At 71.1% G+C, this 15,441-nt stretch carries 15 protein-coding genes; 1 reads left to right on the forward strand and 14 read right to left on the reverse strand.

Annotated elements, in window-relative coordinates; all coding sequences use genetic code 11:
* Positions 1-11: 11 nt before the first annotated feature.
* Together OG408_RS07315 and OG408_RS07320 are read right to left on the reverse strand one after the other, a co-directional pair.
* Positions 12-2,585: a RelA/SpoT family protein gene (locus tag OG408_RS07315; RefSeq protein ID WP_266776569.1), complete on the reverse strand. Its 2,574-nt coding sequence runs from the start codon at positions 2,583-2,585 to the stop codon at positions 12-14.
* Between the two features lie 178 nt (positions 2,586-2,763).
* Entirely contained in the window at positions 2,764-3,507 is a 744-nt protein-coding gene (locus OG408_RS07320; protein WP_326668972.1) for a metallophosphoesterase, read from the reverse strand.
* 114 nt (positions 3,508-3,621) lie between these two features.
* On the opposite strand from OG408_RS07320, the gene OG408_RS07325 reads away from it, so the two are divergent.
* Positions 3,622-4,236 (forward strand): CGNR zinc finger domain-containing protein, encoded by a 615-nt coding sequence (locus OG408_RS07325; RefSeq protein WP_285566045.1) that lies wholly within the window; start codon positions 3,622-3,624, stop codon positions 4,234-4,236.
* Positions 4,237-4,317: 81 nt separating this feature from the next.
* On the opposite strand, the gene OG408_RS07330 is transcribed toward OG408_RS07325, so the two are convergent.
* The 12 genes from OG408_RS07330 to OG408_RS07385 all read right to left on the reverse strand — a co-directional run bounded on the left by OG408_RS07330 (position 4,318) and on the right by OG408_RS07385 (position 15,363).
* The gene (locus OG408_RS07330; protein ID WP_326668975.1) at positions 4,318-4,869 is read right to left on the reverse strand and encodes an adenine phosphoribosyltransferase; all 552 of its coding nucleotides are present in this window, start codon (positions 4,867-4,869) and stop codon (positions 4,318-4,320) included.
* Entirely contained in the window at positions 4,866-5,999 is a 1,134-nt protein-coding gene (gene secF / locus OG408_RS07335) for a protein translocase subunit SecF (RefSeq protein ID WP_326668977.1), read from the reverse strand. Before secF ends, OG408_RS07330 begins: the two co-directional genes overlap by 4 nt.
* A 1-nt stretch (position 6,000) precedes the next feature.
* Entirely contained in the window at positions 6,001-7,740 is a 1,740-nt protein-coding gene (secD, locus tag OG408_RS07340; protein WP_266776579.1) for a protein translocase subunit SecD, read from the reverse strand.
* A 146-nt stretch (positions 7,741-7,886) separates the two neighbouring features.
* On the reverse strand, positions 7,887-8,384 hold the full coding sequence (yajC, locus tag OG408_RS07345) for a preprotein translocase subunit YajC (protein WP_266776581.1): 498 nt from the start codon (positions 8,382-8,384) through the stop codon (positions 7,887-7,889).
* Between the two features lie 164 nt (positions 8,385-8,548).
* On the reverse strand, positions 8,549-9,622 hold the full coding sequence (gene ruvB, locus OG408_RS07350) for a Holliday junction branch migration DNA helicase RuvB (protein WP_266776582.1): 1,074 nt from the start codon (positions 9,620-9,622) through the stop codon (positions 8,549-8,551).
* Positions 9,623-9,704: 82 nt separating this feature from the next.
* On the reverse strand, positions 9,705-10,331 hold the full coding sequence (gene ruvA / locus OG408_RS07355) for a Holliday junction branch migration protein RuvA (protein ID WP_326668979.1): 627 nt from the start codon (positions 10,329-10,331) through the stop codon (positions 9,705-9,707).
* Complete coding sequence (gene ruvC / locus OG408_RS07360) at positions 10,328-10,897, reverse strand: crossover junction endodeoxyribonuclease RuvC (RefSeq protein WP_266776586.1); 570 nt, start codon at positions 10,895-10,897, stop codon at positions 10,328-10,330. Before ruvC ends, ruvA begins: the two co-directional genes overlap by 4 nt.
* A gap of 133 nt (positions 10,898-11,030) precedes the next feature.
* Positions 11,031-11,783 carry a YebC/PmpR family DNA-binding transcriptional regulator gene (locus tag OG408_RS07365; protein ID WP_266776588.1) on the reverse strand — a complete coding sequence of 251 codons (753 nt, stop codon included), beginning with the start codon at positions 11,781-11,783 and terminating at the stop codon, positions 11,031-11,033.
* Positions 11,784-11,844: 61 nt separating this feature from the next.
* Positions 11,845-12,438, reverse strand: a complete 594-nt coding sequence (gene pdxT, locus OG408_RS07370; protein WP_266776590.1) for a pyridoxal 5'-phosphate synthase glutaminase subunit PdxT — start codon at positions 12,436-12,438, stop codon at positions 11,845-11,847.
* A 6-nt stretch (positions 12,439-12,444) separates the two neighbouring features.
* Positions 12,445-13,365, reverse strand: a complete 921-nt coding sequence (gene pdxS, locus OG408_RS07375; RefSeq protein ID WP_326668984.1) for a pyridoxal 5'-phosphate synthase lyase subunit PdxS — start codon at positions 13,363-13,365, stop codon at positions 12,445-12,447.
* Between the two features lie 159 nt (positions 13,366-13,524).
* Complete coding sequence (locus OG408_RS07380) at positions 13,525-14,070, reverse strand: hypothetical protein (protein WP_266776594.1); 546 nt, start codon at positions 14,068-14,070, stop codon at positions 13,525-13,527.
* Between the two features lie 132 nt (positions 14,071-14,202).
* A complete protein-coding gene (locus tag OG408_RS07385; RefSeq protein WP_326668986.1) occupies positions 14,203-15,363 on the reverse strand; it encodes a glycosyltransferase family 4 protein in 1,161 nt (386 codons plus the stop codon).
* Positions 15,364-15,441 lie beyond the last annotated feature (78 nt).

Here is a 15,441-nt window from a genome sequence, read left to right on the forward strand (position 1 = left end):
GCCCGCCGGCTCTAGGGCCGGCGGGCCGAGGTCACCCGGTAGACGTCGTAGACGCCCTCAACGCCGCGTACGGCCTTCAGGACGTGTCCGAGGTGCTTCGGGTCGCCCATCTCGAAGGTGAAGCGCGAGGTGGCCACCCGGTCGCGGGACGTCTGCACGGCCGCGGACAGGATGTTGACGTGCTGGTCGGACAGGATGCGCGTGACGTCCGAGAGGAGCCTGGACCGGTCGAGCGCCTCGACCTGGATGGCGACCAGGAAGACGGAGGACTGGGTGGGCGCCCACTCGACCTCCAGGATCCGTTCCGGCTGCTGCGACAGCGAGTCGACGTTGACGCAGTCCGCGCGGTGGACGGAGACTCCGCTGCCCCGGGTCACGAAGCCGATGATCGGGTCGCCGGGCACGGGCGTACAACAGCGCGCCAGCTTGACCCAGACGTCCTCGACGCCCTTGACGACCACGCCCGGATCGGCGTTGGCACGGCGCTTGTTGCGGCTGCGGGAGGGCGGGGTGCTCTCCTCGAGGTCCTCGTTGGCCGCGTCCTCGCCGCCGAGCGCCTGCACCAGCTTCTGGACGACGCCGGCCGCCGCGACATGTCCCTCGCCGATCGCGGCGTACAGGGACGAGATGTCCGGGTAGCGCATCTCGTGCGCGAGGGTGACCAGTGAGTCGCCCGTCAGGATGCGCTGGATCGGCAGGTTCTGCTTGCGCATGGCACGCGCGATGGAGTCCTTGCCCTGCTCGATCGCCTCGTCGCGGCGCTCCTTGGAGAACCAGGCGCGGATCTTGTTGCGGGCCCGGGGCGACTTGACGAAGCCGAGCCAGTCGCGGGACGGTCCGGCGCCGGCGGCCTTGGAGGTGAAGACCTCCACCAGGTCGCCGTTGTCGAGCGTCGATTCGAGCGGGACGAGCCGTCCGTTGACCCGGGCTCCTATGGTCCGGTGGCCGACCTCCGTGTGGACGGCGTACGCGAAGTCGACCGGTGTCGCCCCCGCCGGAAGCGCTATGACATCGCCCTTCGGCGTGAAGACGAAGACCTCGTTGCGCGAGAGGTCGAAGCGCAGCGACTCCAGGAACTCGCTGGGGTCCTCGGTCTCCTTCTGCCAGTCCAGGAGCTGGCGCAGCCACGCCATGTCGTTGACGGTGTCCTGGCCGCGGCCGGTGTTCTTGGGGACGTCGGTGCGCACCTTGGAGGCGCCCGCGACGGCCTCCTGCTTGTACTTCCAGTGCGCGGCGATGCCGTACTCGGCACGGCGGTGCATGTCGAACGTACGGATCTGGAGCTCGACGGGCTTGCCGCTGGGACCGATCACCGTGGTGTGCAGCGACTGGTACATGTTGAACTTGGGCATCGCGATGTAGTCCTTGAACCGGCCCGGGACCGGATTCCATCGCGCGTGGACGGTGCCGAGCGCCGCGTAGCAGTCGCGGACGGTGTCGACGAGGACCCGGATGCCCACCAGGTCGTAGATCTCGGCGAAGTCGCGGCCCCGCACGATCATCTTCTGGTAGACGCTGTAGTAGTGCTTCGGCCGCCCGGTGACGGTCGCCTTGATGCGGGCGGCGCGCAGGTCGGACTGGACCTCGTCGGTCACTATGGCGAGGTACTCGTCGCGCTTGGGGGCGCGCTCGGCGACGAGGCGGACGATCTCGTCGTACATCTTCGGGTAGAGGATCGCGAAGGCGAGGTCCTCCAGTTCCCACTTGATGGTGTTCATGCCCAGGCGGTGGGCCAGGGGCGCGTAGATCTCAAGGGTCTCGCGGGCCTTCTTCTCCTGCTTCTCCCGCTTGAGATAGCGCATGGTGCGCATGTTGTGCAGCCGGTCGGCGAGCTTGATGACCAGGACCCGGGGGTCCTTGGCCATGGCGACGACCATCTTGCGTACGGTCTCGGCCTGCGCGGCCTCGCCGAACTTGACCTTGTCCAGCTTGGTGACGCCGTCGACGAGCAGGGCGACCTGGTCGCCGAAGTCGCGGCGCAGCGTGTCCAGGCCGTACTCGGTGTCCTCGACGGTGTCGTGCAGCAGTCCCGCCATCAGCGTGGCCGGATCCATGCCCAGTTCGGCGAGGATCGTGGTCACGGCGAGCGGGTGGGTGATGTACGGGTCGCCGCTCTTGCGCTTCTGGCCGCGGTGCCAGCGCTCGGCGACCTGGTAGGCCTTCTCGATCTGCCGCAGCGTGGAGCTCTCGATCTTGGCGTCGTTGCTGCGGACGGTACGCAGCAGCGGCTCCAGGACCGGGTTGTACGGGCTGGAGCGCTGCACGCCGAGACGGGCCAGCCTGGCCCGGACCCGGTTGGAGGAGCCGCCGCCGGTACGGGCCGCCGGGCCCGCGGGCGCGGCGGCCGCGGCGGGCTTCGCCGGGGGCTTCGGTGCCGTCGGGGGCGGGGAGGCGGGTGCGGCCGGCTGGGCGGGGGACGCGGGCGCGGGCCCGTTCGCCTCCGCGGGAGCCGGACCGGCGCCGGGCTCGGGCGCCGGGGGCTTCGGCTTCTCCTTCGCCGCGGGCTGCTGCTTCGCGGGCGTGGCTTGGTCCGCCTCGGGCTTGTCGGGCTGCGGGGCGGCGACTGGCTGGGCCTCGTCTGGCAAGAGCGCTCCTCGTGCGGATCCGGACACCCGGAAAGGCCATCGTATCGACCCGGCGGCCCGTCCTCCCCCGGGGACCGTGAGAGCCCGCACAACGCGATGGGGCACCTGGTTGTTCCCGGGTGCCCCGGTCGGTGCGCGCCGGCGGCGGTGCGCACCGGCCGTGCAGTTCACGCCATGATCAGAGAACGACGCGGTAGTGGGTCGTCAGACGGTGGTCGTCGTCCAGGACATGGAAGGCGAGGCCGGGCGGCTGGTCGAGGTCCGCCGGCTGCCCGGCCTCCCAGGGCAGGCGCAGGGTCCAGGTGACGGCGGGTCCGACGATCAGCGGCCGGGCGGCGAACGTCGAGGCGGCCGCGGTGTGGGCGTGGCCGGTGAGGACGGCGACGACCCGCGGGTGTGCGGCGAGCAGACCGGCCAGCCGCCCGGGCTCTTCGAGCATTCCGGAGTCGGGCAGCGGGTGGTGGAGTGCGACCGGCGGCTGGTGGAAGGCGATGAGCGCCGGGGTGTCCCGGGGCAGCGCGGTGAGGGTGGTGTCGATCCAGGCGAGCGTCTCGTCGTCGAGGCGCCCCTCGTCGCGGCCCGGAATGGTGGAGTCGCACATCAGGACGGCGGTGCCGGCGATGTGGTGGCAGCGGTTGACCGGGCCGTCGCCGGGCGCCTCGCCGAGCAGGGCCTTGCGGTAGGCCGGGCGCGCGTCGTGGTTTCCGGGACAGGTGAGGACGGGGAACGGGGCGGCCAGGATGCGGGCCGCTTCCTCGTACTCGCGCTCGTCGCCGTGGTCGGCGATGTCCCCGGTGACCAGGAGCGCGTCGACGGGGCGGGGCAGGGCGCGCAGGTAGTCCATGACGCGGGTGGCGCGCCGGGTCGCCCGCTCGGTGCCGTCCAGGTGCAGATCACTGATCTGGGCAAGAAGTGTGGTCATCGTCCCGCATCCCCCGTCTAACGGTTATTTTTTCTTTTTCCGTTAGAACCTTAGGGTGTACGCGGGGTGTGATCAAGTGGTCGCCGATGCGGAACCGAGCGAGAGGGGCCTCCTGTGGAGCGCCGGCCGGCACTGGAACTGGCGAGCACGATCCGGCACGACGGGGACGGCGGTGTCACCGACGATCTGGCGACGGCCGAGGGAACGGCCCGCTGGATCCATGAGCAGGGCGATCTGCCGGCCGGTGATGTCCCGGCGGGCGGACTCGTCGTGGACGAGGACCTCAGGCTCGGGATCGTCGCGCTGCGGCGGGCCGTGCGGGCGCTGTTCGCCCGGGCGGTCGCCCCGGCGCCGCCGAGCCCCGCGGACGCCCACCGTCTGATGCCTGCCGACGAGGCGCTGGCCCATGTCAACGCGGTGGCCGCCCGGGAGCAGGTCGTCCCGCGGCTGGAATGGCCGGAGGGCGGCTCCCCCGCCGTCCGGCTGCTGTCGGCGCAGGACGACGCGCGTGTCCGGCTGCTCGCGGCCCTGGCGCGCTCCGCCATCGACTTCCTGGCGGGCCCGCAGCGCGAGCAGCTGCGGGCCTGCACCGCGCCCCGCTGCGTGCGCTACTTCGTCAAGGGCCACGGCCGGCAGGAGTGGTGCAAGCCCTCGTGCGGGAACCGGGCACGGGCGGCCCGCCACTACCGGAGCCACCGCTCGGCGGGCGGGGAAGCGGCCGGGGCCTGACGGCCCTGCGGGCTGCGGGTACGCGAAGAGGGCACCCGGATCGCTCCGGGTGCCCTCTTCGATGTGCGTGTACGCGGTCGGTCAGACCGTGATCAGAGCCTCCAGCGGAGCGCCCTGAAGGTGCGGCGCCAGACGCTCACGGCCGGGCAGGAAGCCCAGCTCCATGAGGACGCTGACACCGGCGACCCGGGCTCCGGCCCGCCGGATCAGCTCCAGGGAGGCTCCGGCGGTGCCGCCGGTGGCCAGGACGTCGTCGATGACCATGACGCGGTCGTCGGCCGACAGGTCCTCCGCGTGGACCTCGATCTCCGCGGTGCCGTACTCCAGCTCGTACGACTGGCCGAGCGTGGCTCCCGGCAGCTTCCCGGCCTTGCGGACGGGGACGAAGCCGAGACCGGCCCGCACCGCGACCGGGGCGGCCAGGATGAAGCCGCGGGCCTCCAGACCGACGATCTTCGTGGCGCCGTGCCGTACGCACAGCTCCGCGAGGGCCTCGGTGAGGGCCGTGAACGCGACCGGGTCCGCCAGCAGCGGGGTGATGTCCTTGAACATCACGCCCGGCTTCGGGTAGTCCGGCACATCACGGATCCTGCTGAGGAGCAGGTCCCTGGTGCTCTCGGTGGTGCTGGTCATCGGCGCTTCCCCGGGGTCCTGCCGTGGCCCCTGGGGGGTACCTGCCGCTGGCCGACGACCGCACCCGCGGGGGCGGTGTCCTCGGGGGACTCGGGGGACTCGGGAGCTCCGGCGGCCCGGTTCTCCTCCGCCTGCTCGGCCTCGTTGAGCTCGCCCTTGGCGGCGGCCGCGGCGCGCTTGGCGAGGATCCGCTTCTTCAGCGCCTTCATCTGCGGTTCGCGTTCCTTGAGGTCGGCGACGAGCGGAGTGGCGATGAAGATCGAGGAGTACGCACCGGCGGCGAGACCGACGAAGAGTGCCAGCGAGATGTCGTTCAGCATGCCGGCACCGAGGACACCGCCACCGATGAACAGCAGACCGGCGACCGGCAGCAGGGCGACGACCGTGGTGTTGATCGAACGGACCAGCGTGCCGTTGATGGAACGGTTGGCGATCTCGCTGTACGTCCACCGGGTCTGCTTGGTGATCCCCTTCGTGCCCTCCTTGAGGCTGTCGAAGACGACGACCGTGTCGTAGAGGGAGTAACCGAGGATCGTCAGCAGACCGATCACGGTGCCCGGGGTGACCTCGAAGCCGACCAGGGCGTAGATGCCGACCGTGATGGTGATGTCGTGGATGAGCGCGACCAGGGCCGCGATGGCCATCCGCCACTCGAAGGCGATCGCCAGGTAGATCACGACGAGGACCATGAAGACGCCGAGACCGGTCCAGGCCTTGTTGGCGATCTGCTCACCCCAGCTGGGGCCGACCAGGTCGGCGGCGATCTTCTCTTCGGAGACGCCGAGGCCCTTGGAGAGGTCGGCCTTGATCTCGTCGGACTTCGCGGTGTCGACCTCGGTGATCTGGATGCGCAGACCGCCGTTGCCCAGCTTCTGGACGATGGCCTGGTGCCCCGAGGCCTCGGTCGCCAGGTCCTCAGCCTCGTTGACGGAGACGCTCGTCTTCGGGGTGGTGAAGACCGCGCCGCCCTTGAACTCGATGCCCATGTTCAGGCCGCTGACCGCCAGGCCGAGGATGGCCGTGATGGTGATCAGGATCGAGACGCCGTACCAGATCTTGCGCTTGCCGATGAAGTCGTAGCCGACCTCGCCGCGGTAGAGACGGGCGCCGAGATTGCCGAGTCGCGACATCTCACGCCTCCTTCGGGTCGGTAGGGGCGTTGACACGGCGCGACCGGCGCAGCGGCGGCTTGGCGCCGAGCCGCTTCGGGTCCAGTCCGGACCAGGGGTGACCGCTGGCGAAGAACTTCTTGCGGGCCATGATCGTCATGACGGGCTTGGTGAAGAGGAACACCACGACCACGTCGAGGAGCGTGGTGAGCCCCAGGGTGAACGCGAAGCCCTGGACCTTGCCGACGGTCACCACGAACAGGACCGCCGCCGCCAGGAACGACACGAAGTCGGAGACGAGGATGGTGCGCCGGGCGCGCGGCCAGGCCCGCTCGACCGCGGGGCGCAGCGTGCGGCCCTCGCGGATCTCGTCCCGGATGCGTTCGAAGTACACGATGAACGAGTCCGCGGTGATACCGATCGCCACGATGGCACCACAGACCGCGGGCAGGTTCAGCGCGAATCCGATGGCCGGGCCGAGCAGCGACATGATCGTGTAGGTCAGGATGCCGGAGACCAGGAGGCTGAGCAGCGCGATGAACGCCAGTCCGCGGTAGTAGGCCACCAGGTAGATGACCACCAGCGCGAGGCCGATGGCGCCCGCGATGAGGCCTGCCCGGAGCTGCTCGCCACCGAGGGCGGCGGTGACGGTGGTGACGCTCTGCTCCTGGAAGGAGAGCGGGAGCGCACCGTAGGACAGCACGTTGGCCAGGTCCTCGGCGGACTGCTGGGTGAAGCTGCCGGAGATCTCGGCGTTGGCGCTCAGCGCCTCGCTGACGGAGGGTGCCGAGACGACCTCGCCGTCCAGCGCGATGGCGAACTGGTTCTGCGGCTGCTGCTGCTGGGCGAGCTTGCCGGTGGTCTTCTGGAACTTCTTGGCGCCGCTGCCGGTGAACTCCATCTGGACGATCCACTGGCCGGTCTGCTGGTTGATCGCGGCCTTGGCGCTGTCCACGTCCGTGCCGTCGACCTCGGCCGGGCCGAGGACGTACTTGGCGGAGCCGTCCTGCTCGCACGCGACCACCGTGTCGGTGGCCTTGGTGCCCTGGGACGCCTTGGAGCGGGAGGCCTTGCTGGAGCAGTCCAGCGCCTCGAACTTCTTCTGCAGATCGGCGGCGGCCGCCTGCTCCTCGGCGGAGGCCGTCGGAGTCGAGCTCGCCTCGGGCGTGGTGCTCGCCTTGGGCGAAGGCGTGGAGTCGGCCTTCAGGGCGCCGGTGACCGCACGGCCCTGCGTGGTCGCGCTCGCGCTCGGCTTCGTGGACGGGCTGCTGCTCGCCTTGCCGGAGGCGGACGCGCTCGGCGACGGGCTGGCCTTGTCCGTGGACGAGGCGCTCGGCTCGGGCGTCGGCGTTCCCTGGCCTACGGTCAGCACCGGCCGGAAGTAGAGCTTGGCCGTCGTACCGACCTGCTCACGGGCCTGGGCGGAGTTCGTGCCCTTGGGGATGTTGACGATGATGTTGCGATCGCCCTGGGTCTGGACCTCGGCCTCGGAGACACCAAGACCGTTGACGCGGCGTTCCATGATCTGGACCGCCGTGTCCATGTTGGTCTTGTTGATCGCCGATTCCTGCCCGGGCTCGGCCTTCGCCTCCAGCGTGATGGACGTGCCACCCGCGAGGTCGATGCCGAGTCGCGGCGTCGGCTGGTCGGCCAGGAACATCCCGCCGGTGAGGGCGACCATGGCGATCAGGATCAGAGCCAGGGAACGCCCCGGCCTGCCCTGACCGCCGGCCGGTCCTCGGCCCTTCTTCGGTGCTGCCACCTTCTCGTTTCTCCCTGTCCAACCGCCCCGCGCCGGGTACGCGCCCGAGCGGCCACGAAGTTTAGTGGGGACCCGCCCCCGCAGAAGACCGCACGGTCCGGGGATGGCCGGATGCCTGTGGGCTCACGGCATCCCCGGGTCGTGTGCTACTTCGCGTCGGCCTCGCCGTCGGCCTTGCCCTCGGACTTCTTGCCGGCCTCGTCGGCCTTCTCGGCGTCGACGTCGTCGGAACCGGTCTTCTTGACCAGGTCCGTCTTCGCGTCGTCGGCGTCGTCGGCTGCCTCGTCCGGGGCGGCGTCGAGCTCGGTGAGCGAGGAGGCGTCGTCCGGAACGACCGCGCCGTCGACGTCGAGCTCCTCCACGTCGCCGTGGACGATGCGGTTGTACTCCGCGTCGTCCAGGACGGCACCGATGGCGTTCTTGGCGTAGATGGCGTGGACGCCGGGGGCGACCTCAAGGAGGACCGTGTCGTCGTGAAGCTCCTTGACGGTGGCGTACATGCCCCCGATCGTCCGGACGCCGGTGCCGGGCTGCATTTCATTGCGCATGTTCGCAGCCGCCGCCTGCTTCTTCTTGGCGGACCGCGTCATCAGGAACATGGCCCCGATGAGCACGATGAAGGGGAGGAGAGTCACGGGATTCACGGGACGATTTTCCTTCGCACGACCGCGCTGGAAGGCGGCCTGGTCTACGGGGGTGGGTACACCGACCTTTAAGGGCGGCATCGGCGGAGTCTAAGCGAGTCCGCATCGATGGAACAACGCCCAGCATCGCACTGTGGTTCCTCTGTGAGTCAACCTGTGATGCATCACGCCCCGAAGAGGCCCTGTTGTCCCTTTCCGCCGTGCTGCGGAGGAACGAGCCCGAGATGGGCCCAGGCGGCGGGGGTGGCGACCCGTCCGCGCGGCGTCCTGGCCAGCAGTCCTTCCCGGACGAGGAAGGGCTCCGCGACCTCCTCGACGGTCTCGCGCTCCTCCCCCACGGCGACCGCGAGCGTGGACAGGCCCACCGGGCCGCCGCCGAAGAGTTTCAGCAGGGCGCCGAGGACCGCCCGGTCCAGCCGGTCCAGTCCCCTGGCGTCGACCTCGTACACCTTGAGGGCCGCGGCGGCGGTCTCCCGGTCGATCCTGCCGTCGGCCTTGACCTGGGCGTAGTCCCGGACCCGGCGCAGCAGCCGGTTGGCGATGCGGGGCGTGCCGCGGGAGCGGCCGGCGATCTCGGCGGCGCCCGCGACGTCGATCTCCACGTCGAGGAGGCCGGCCGAGCGGTGAATCACCCGTTCCAGTTCGGTGGGGGCGTAGAACTCCATGTGCCCGGTGAAGCCGAAGCGGTCGCGCAGCGGGGGCGGCAGCAGTCCGGCCCTGGTGGTCGCTCCGACCAGGGTGAAGGGCGGCAGCTCCAGCGGGATGGCGGTGGCCCCGGGCCCCTTGCCGACGATCACGTCGACCCGGAAGTCCTCCATCGCCATGTAGAGCATCTCCTCGGCGGGCCGGGACATGCGGTGGATCTCGTCGAGGAAGAGGACCTCGCCCTCCTGGAGGGAGGACAGGATCGCCGCCAGGTCGCCCGCGTGCTGGATGGCGGGTCCTGAGGTGATCCGGATCGGTGCGTTCATCTCCGCGGCGATGATCATGGAGAGGGTGGTCTTGCCCAGGCCCGGGGCGCCGGAGAGGAGGACGTGGTCGGCGGTGGCTCCGCGGGCGCGGGCCGCCTTGAGGACCAGGTCCAGCTGTTCGCGCACCTTCTCCTGGCCGACGAACTCGTCGAGGTCCTTGGGGCGCAGCGCCGCCTCGACCGCGGTGTCCTCACCGTCCGCGCCGGCGTCGACGAGCCGCTCGTCGAGCAGCTCGTCGGTGTCGGGTCCGGTCTCGTCCCAGTTCATCTCGTCAGTCCCGCCTCGGGTGTTTCGGTGCCGGCCCGTGGTGTGCCGGGCCCGGCGCGTCAGGGGTGGTGCCCGGGTCCGCTCAGCGCGCGCGGCTGAGGCTCTGCAGGGCGGCGCGCAGCAGCTGCGGCACGGGCGGCTGCGCGCCCTCCGCGAGGGCCGCCTCGGCCTGCGGTGCCACGGCGGACACGGCCTCGTCGGCCTCGCGGGTCGCGTAGCCGAGGCCGATGAGCGCGGCGTGCAGCTGGTCGCGCCACGCGGCGGAGACCGCGGTGCCGATGCCCTGCTGGCCGATGTGCGCGCCGACCGGTTCGCCGAGGCGGTCCTTCAGTTCGAGCAGGAGCTTCTGGGCGCCCTTCTTGCCGATCCCGGAGACGGCGGTGAGCGCCTTCTCGTCGCCGGTGGCCACGGCGATGCGCAGGGCGTCGGGGCTGTGCGTGGCGAGCATGGCCTGGGCGAGCCGGGGTCCGACCCCGCTGGCGGTCTGGAGGAGCTCGAAGACCTGCCGTTCGTCGTCGTCGGCGAAGCCGTAGAGCGTCAGCGAGTCCTCCCGTACGACGAGGGAGGTGGCGAGCTTGGCCTCCTTGCCGACCCGGAGGGATGCCAGGGTGTTCGGCGCGCACTGGACGGCCATGCCGATGCCGCCGACCTCGATCACGGCCGTGGTCGGGGCGAGCGCGGCGACGGGGCCGGTGACGAAGGCGATCATCGGGGGACCTTCCGGACGGGGGCTGCTGCGGTGCGCGGGACGCGCGGGGTGCGGGCGGCGGCCGCCGCGTGCGCCTGCTGGAGGCGGTTGAGCGCGGGGGCCCGCCAGATGTGGCAGATGGCGAGGGCGAGGGCGTCGGCGGCGTCCGCCGGTTTCGGCGGGGCGTCGAGCCGCAGGAGCCGGGTCACCATGGCTCCGACCTGTGCCTTGTCCGCGCGTCCGCTGCCGGTGACGGCGGCCTTGACCTCGCTGGGCGTGTGCAGCGCCACCGGGATGCCGCGCCGGGAGGCGCAGAGCATGGCGACCGCGCTGGCCTGGGCGGTGCCCATCACCGTACGGACGTTGTGCTGGGCGAACACCCGCTCCACCGCGACGTATTCGGGGCGGTGCTCGTCGAGCCACTCCTCGATGCCGCGCTCGATGGCCACCAGCCGGTGGCCGAGCTCCGCGTCGGCCGGGGTGCGCACCACTCCGACGCCGAGCATGGTCAGGGGCCGGCCCGCGACGCCTTCGACGACGCCGACGCCGCACCTGGTCAGACCGGGGTCCACGCCGAGTACCCGCACGGTTCGCCCCCTCCCTGCCGATCGGTCAACTGTTCTGGCAGGCTATCGGCTCGCACTGACAATGCGACGGGCCGACGGGGTGTGTCCCCGTCGGCCCGTCGGCACAGCAGCTGCGCAGGTCACCCGGCGACGCTCAGGCGTCGACCTTCTCCATGACCTCGTCGGAGACGTCGAAGTTGGCGAAGACGTTCTGCACGTCGTCGCTGTCCTCCAGCGCGTCGATCAGCTTGAAGATCTTGCGCGCGCCGTCCTCGTCGAGGTCGACCTGCATGGTGGGCAGGAAGTTGGCCTCGGCCGAGTCGTAGTCGATGCCCGCCTCCTGGAGCGCGGTGCGGACCGCGACCATGTCGGTGGCCTCGCTGACGACCTCGTACGTCTCGCCGAGGTCGTTGACCTCCTCGGCGCCCGCGTCGAGCACGGCGCCCAGCACGTCGTCCTCGGACAGCTCGCCCTTGGGGACGATGACGACGCCCTTGCGGTTGAACAGGTACGAGACCGAGCCCGGGTCGGCCATCGAGCCGCCGTTGCGCGTCATGGCGACACGGACGTCGGAGGCGGCGCGGTTGCGGTTGTCGGTGAGGCACTCGATGAGCACCGCGACACCGTTCGGGCCGTAGCCCTCGTACATGATCGTCTGGTAGTCGACGCCGCCCGCTTCGAGACCGCCACCGCGCTTGACCGCGGAGTCGATGTTCTTGTTCGGGACCGAGCTCTTCTTCGCCTTCTGGATCGCGTCCACAAGGGTCGGATTGCCCTCGGGGTCCACACCGCCGGTGCGGGCCGCGACCTCGATGTTCTTGATCAGCTTCGCGAAGAGCTTGCCGCGCTTGGCGTCAATCACGGCCTTCTTGTGCTTCGTCGTAGCCCATTTAGAGTGGCCGGACATCTGCCTTCTCCTTCGCGTCACCAAATTCCGTACGAACCCGAGAGATCCTACCGGGGTCGAGTCAGCTGACTGCGCGCACCATGTCGACGAAGTACGCGTGAAGCCGGTGGTCTCCGGTCAGTTCCGGGTGGAATGACGTGGCAAGGGCGTTTCCCTGCCGTACCGCCACGATGTGCCCGCCGTGCTCGGCGACCACCTTGGCCTGCGCGCCCACGGACTCGACCCAGGGGGCCCGGATGAAGACGCCCTCGACGGGGCCGCCCTCGATCCCGGCGACCTCGACGGCCGCCTCGAAGGACTCGTTCTGCCGCCCGAAAGCGTTACGGCGCACGATCATGTCGATGCCGCCGAGCGTCTCCTGGCCCGAGCGCGGGTCGAGGATCTTGTCGGCGAGCAGGATCATTCCGGCGCAGGTGCCGTAGACCGGCATCCCGGCCCGTACCCGCTCGCGGAGCGGTTCCAGCATGCCGAACAGGGCGGCCAGCTTGGACATCGTGGTGGACTCGCCGCCGGGGATGACCAGGCCGTCGACCTCGGCGAGTTCCTCGGGACGCCGGACCGGCCTGGCCAGGGCGTCCGCCGAGGCCAGGGCGATCAGGTGTTCCCGTACGTCGCCCTGGAGAGCCAGGACGCCGATCACAGGGGTGTCGCTCATCAGTGACTACCAGCCGCGGTTGGCGTAGCGCTCGGTCTCGGGCAGCGTGTCGCAGTTGATGCCGACCATGGCCTCGCCCAGGTTGCGCGAGGCGTCCGCGATGATCTTCGGGTCGTCGAAGAACGTGGTGGCCTTGACGATGGCGGCGGCGCGCTTGGCCGGGTCGCCGGACTTGAAGATGCCGGAGCCGACGAAGACGCCCTCGGCGCCGAGCTGGCGCATCAGCGCGGCGTCGGCCGGGGTGGCGACGCCGCCCGCGGAGAAGAGGACGACGGGCAGCTTGCCGAGCTCGGCGACCTCCTTGACCAGCTCGTAAGGGGCGCGGAGGTCCTTGGCGGCGGCGTACAGCTCGTTGTTGTCGTAGCCGCGCAGCCGGGCGATCTCGTTCTTGATCTGGCGCAGGTGGCGGACGGCCTCGACGACGTTGCCGGTGCCGGCCTCGCCCTTCGAGCGGATCATGGCCGCGCCCTCGGCGATGCGGCGCAGCGCCTCGCCCAGGTTGGTGGCGCCGCAGACGAACGGGGTGGTGAAGGCGAACTTGTCGCTGTGGTTGACCTCGTCGGCCGGGGTGAGGACCTCGGACTCGTCGATGTAGTCGACGCCGAGGGACTGCAGCACCTGGGCCTCGACGAAGTGGCCGATGCGGGACTTCGCCATCACCGGGATGGAGACCGACTCGATGATCTCCTCGATCATGTTCGGGTCGGACATCCGGGCCACGCCGCCGTCCTTGCGGATGTCGGCGGGCACCCGCTCCAGGGCCATGACGGCCACGGCGCCCGCGTCCTCGGCGATCTTCGCCTGCTCGGCGTTGACGACGTCCATGATCACGCCGCCCTTGAGCTGCTCGGCCATGCCGCGCTTGACGCGGGCGGTGCCGGTTGCGGGGGCGTCGGCGGACTGCGGGGTGGTGGGAAGCGTGGACACGGATCGACCTCACTGGGAGAAAGACTGCTGGGCGTGCGGGAGTGCCGCACTGCTGAGCAAACTCTCCGGCACCAGTCCACAGCAAGGGCCAATGGAAGGCCGGTGGATCGTTTTGGACTGATCCGCCGCCGCGCGGGCCCCGGGCCCGGCTGCGTCCGGTCAGCTGACCGGACGGTCCGCAAGGGCGACCGGCGGCTCGTCGTCCATCTCGAAGGCCAGCGGGAAGGGCGCGTGCCCGGCCAGCCGGAACCAGCGCACCGTGCGGTGGCGGCGCAGCGCACGCGCCGCCCGCACCGCGTCGTTGTGGAACCTGCGCGCCATCGGGACCCGGCGCACGGCGGCGGCCAGCTCCGACGCGGCCTCCTCGCCGCCCGGGATCTCCTTCACCGCCTCCACCTGCGCCCGCTCGCCGAACACGGCACGCAGGGCGGTGCTCAGTTCGCTCTCGGCGACCTCGCGGTGCTCCTCCTCCGACTGACGGGCGGCGTGCGCGGCCTCGTACAGCACGATGGAGGAGGCCGGGTCGAGGACACCGGACGTGGCGAGTTCCTGGGTGACCGAGGCGCGGCGCAGCAGTTGGGCGTCGAGGGCGGCCCGGGCCGCGTCGATGCGGGTGTGGAGCCGGTCGAGGCGGCCGGCGGTCCAGCTGAGGTACAGGCCGATCGCGATGAGCACGACGGCGGCCCAGATGAGGGTTTCGGTCACGGGCGGCAAGGCTACCGGTGCGCGGAGGCGCGCCGGCCTCCCCGGACGGTGCGGCAGCCGCCCGGGAGCGGGGCCGGGCGGCCCCCAGGCCCCGCGTGCGCCGTCGGTCCGGGGCCGGGCCCCGGCCCGCCCTCAGTCCCGGGCCAGCCCGAACCGGGCCCGCAGGCCCGTGCGTTCGTCCGCGGCGACCGACGCGGCGCCGTCCGCCACCGTCTCGTACACGGCGAGGATGTCCGCCCCGACCGTCGACCAGTCGAAGCGCCGCACATGGGCGCTGCCGCGCGCCCGCAGCTCCGCGCGCCGCCCGGGGTCGCCCAGCAGCCGGACCGCCGCCGCGGCCAGCGCGTCCGCGTCCTCGTTGGCGAAGAGTTCACCCGCCGCGCCCAGGTCCAGGACCTGCGCGAAGGCGTCCAGATCGCTGGCGAGGACCGGCGCGCCGGCCGACATGGCCTCGACCAGGATGATGCCGAAGCTCTCGCCGCCGGTGTTGGGCGCGACGTACACGTCGACGCTGCGCAGCAGCCGTGCCTTGTCCTCGTCGCTCACCATGCCGAGGAACTCGACGCGCGCGCGCATCTCCTTCGGCAGCGAGGCGACGGCCTCCTCCTCGTCGCCCCGGCCCGCCACCAGCAGTCTGGTCTCCGGGCGGGCGGCGAGGATCGCGGGCAGCGCCCACATGAGGACGGGCAGGCCCTTGCGGGGTTCGTCGATCCGGCCGATGAAGCCGATCGTGCCGCCCTGCCACTCGGGCCGGGGCTCGGCGGCGGCGAAGAAACCGACGTCGACCCCGTTCGGAATGACCACGGCGTCGCCGCCCAGGTGCTCGACCAGGGTCCGGCGCGCGTACTCGCTCACCGCGATGCGCGCGCTGATCTTCTCCAGCGCCGGCTGCAGGATCGGATACGCGGCGATCATCGCCCGGGAGCGCGGGTTGGACGTGTGGAACGTGGCGACGATCGGCCCCTGCGCCGCCCAGCAGGTCAGCAGGCCCAGGGACGGCGAGGTCGGCTCATGGATGTGGATCACGTCGAAGGTGCCGTCGTGCAGCCAGCGCCGCACCCGCGCCGCGGACAGGAAGCCGAAGTTCAGCCGGGCGACGGAGCCGTTGTACGGGACGGGCACGGCCCGGCCCGCGGACACCACGTACGGCGGCAGCGGCGTCTCGTCGTCGGCCGGGGCCAGCACGGACACCTGGTGGCCGAGGCGGATCAGGTGCTCGGCCAGGTCCCGGATGTGGAACTGCACGCCGCCGGGTACGTCCCAGGAGTACGGGCAGACGATGCCGATCTTCACTGCTAGGGCCTTTCGTCGGATCAGGCCGGATCGGGGAGCGGGGTCCGGTGCGTGCGGTTGCGAGGCGAGGAGGGCGTC

The organism is Streptomyces sp. NBC_01257 (assembly GCF_035917255.1).
Lineage (GTDB): Bacteria > Actinomycetota > Actinomycetes > Streptomycetales > Streptomycetaceae > Streptomyces.

Bases quoted from the DNA above. Each gene is read 5' to 3' on its own strand.
- secF (WP_326668977.1), bottom strand. From the start codon at position 5,999: ATGTCGCGACTCGGCAATCTCGGCGCCCGTCTCTACCGCGGCGAGGTC.
- OG408_RS07320 (WP_326668972.1), bottom strand. From the start codon at position 3,507: ATGACCACACTTCTTGCCCAGATCAGTGATCTGCACCTGGACGGCACC.
- ruvA (WP_326668979.1), bottom strand. From the start codon at position 10,331: ATGATCGCCTTCGTCACCGGCCCCGTCGCCGCGCTCGCCCCGACCACG.
- ruvB (WP_266776582.1), bottom strand. From the start codon at position 9,622: ATGAACTGGGACGAGACCGGACCCGACACCGACGAGCTGCTCGACGAG.
- pdxT (WP_266776590.1), bottom strand. From the start codon at position 12,438: ATGAGCGACACCCCTGTGATCGGCGTCCTGGCTCTCCAGGGCGACGTA.
- OG408_RS07365 (WP_266776588.1), bottom strand. From the start codon at position 11,783: ATGTCCGGCCACTCTAAATGGGCTACGACGAAGCACAAGAAGGCCGTG.
- OG408_RS07330 (WP_326668975.1), bottom strand. From the start codon at position 4,869: ATGACCAGCACCACCGAGAGCACCAGGGACCTGCTCCTCAGCAGGATC.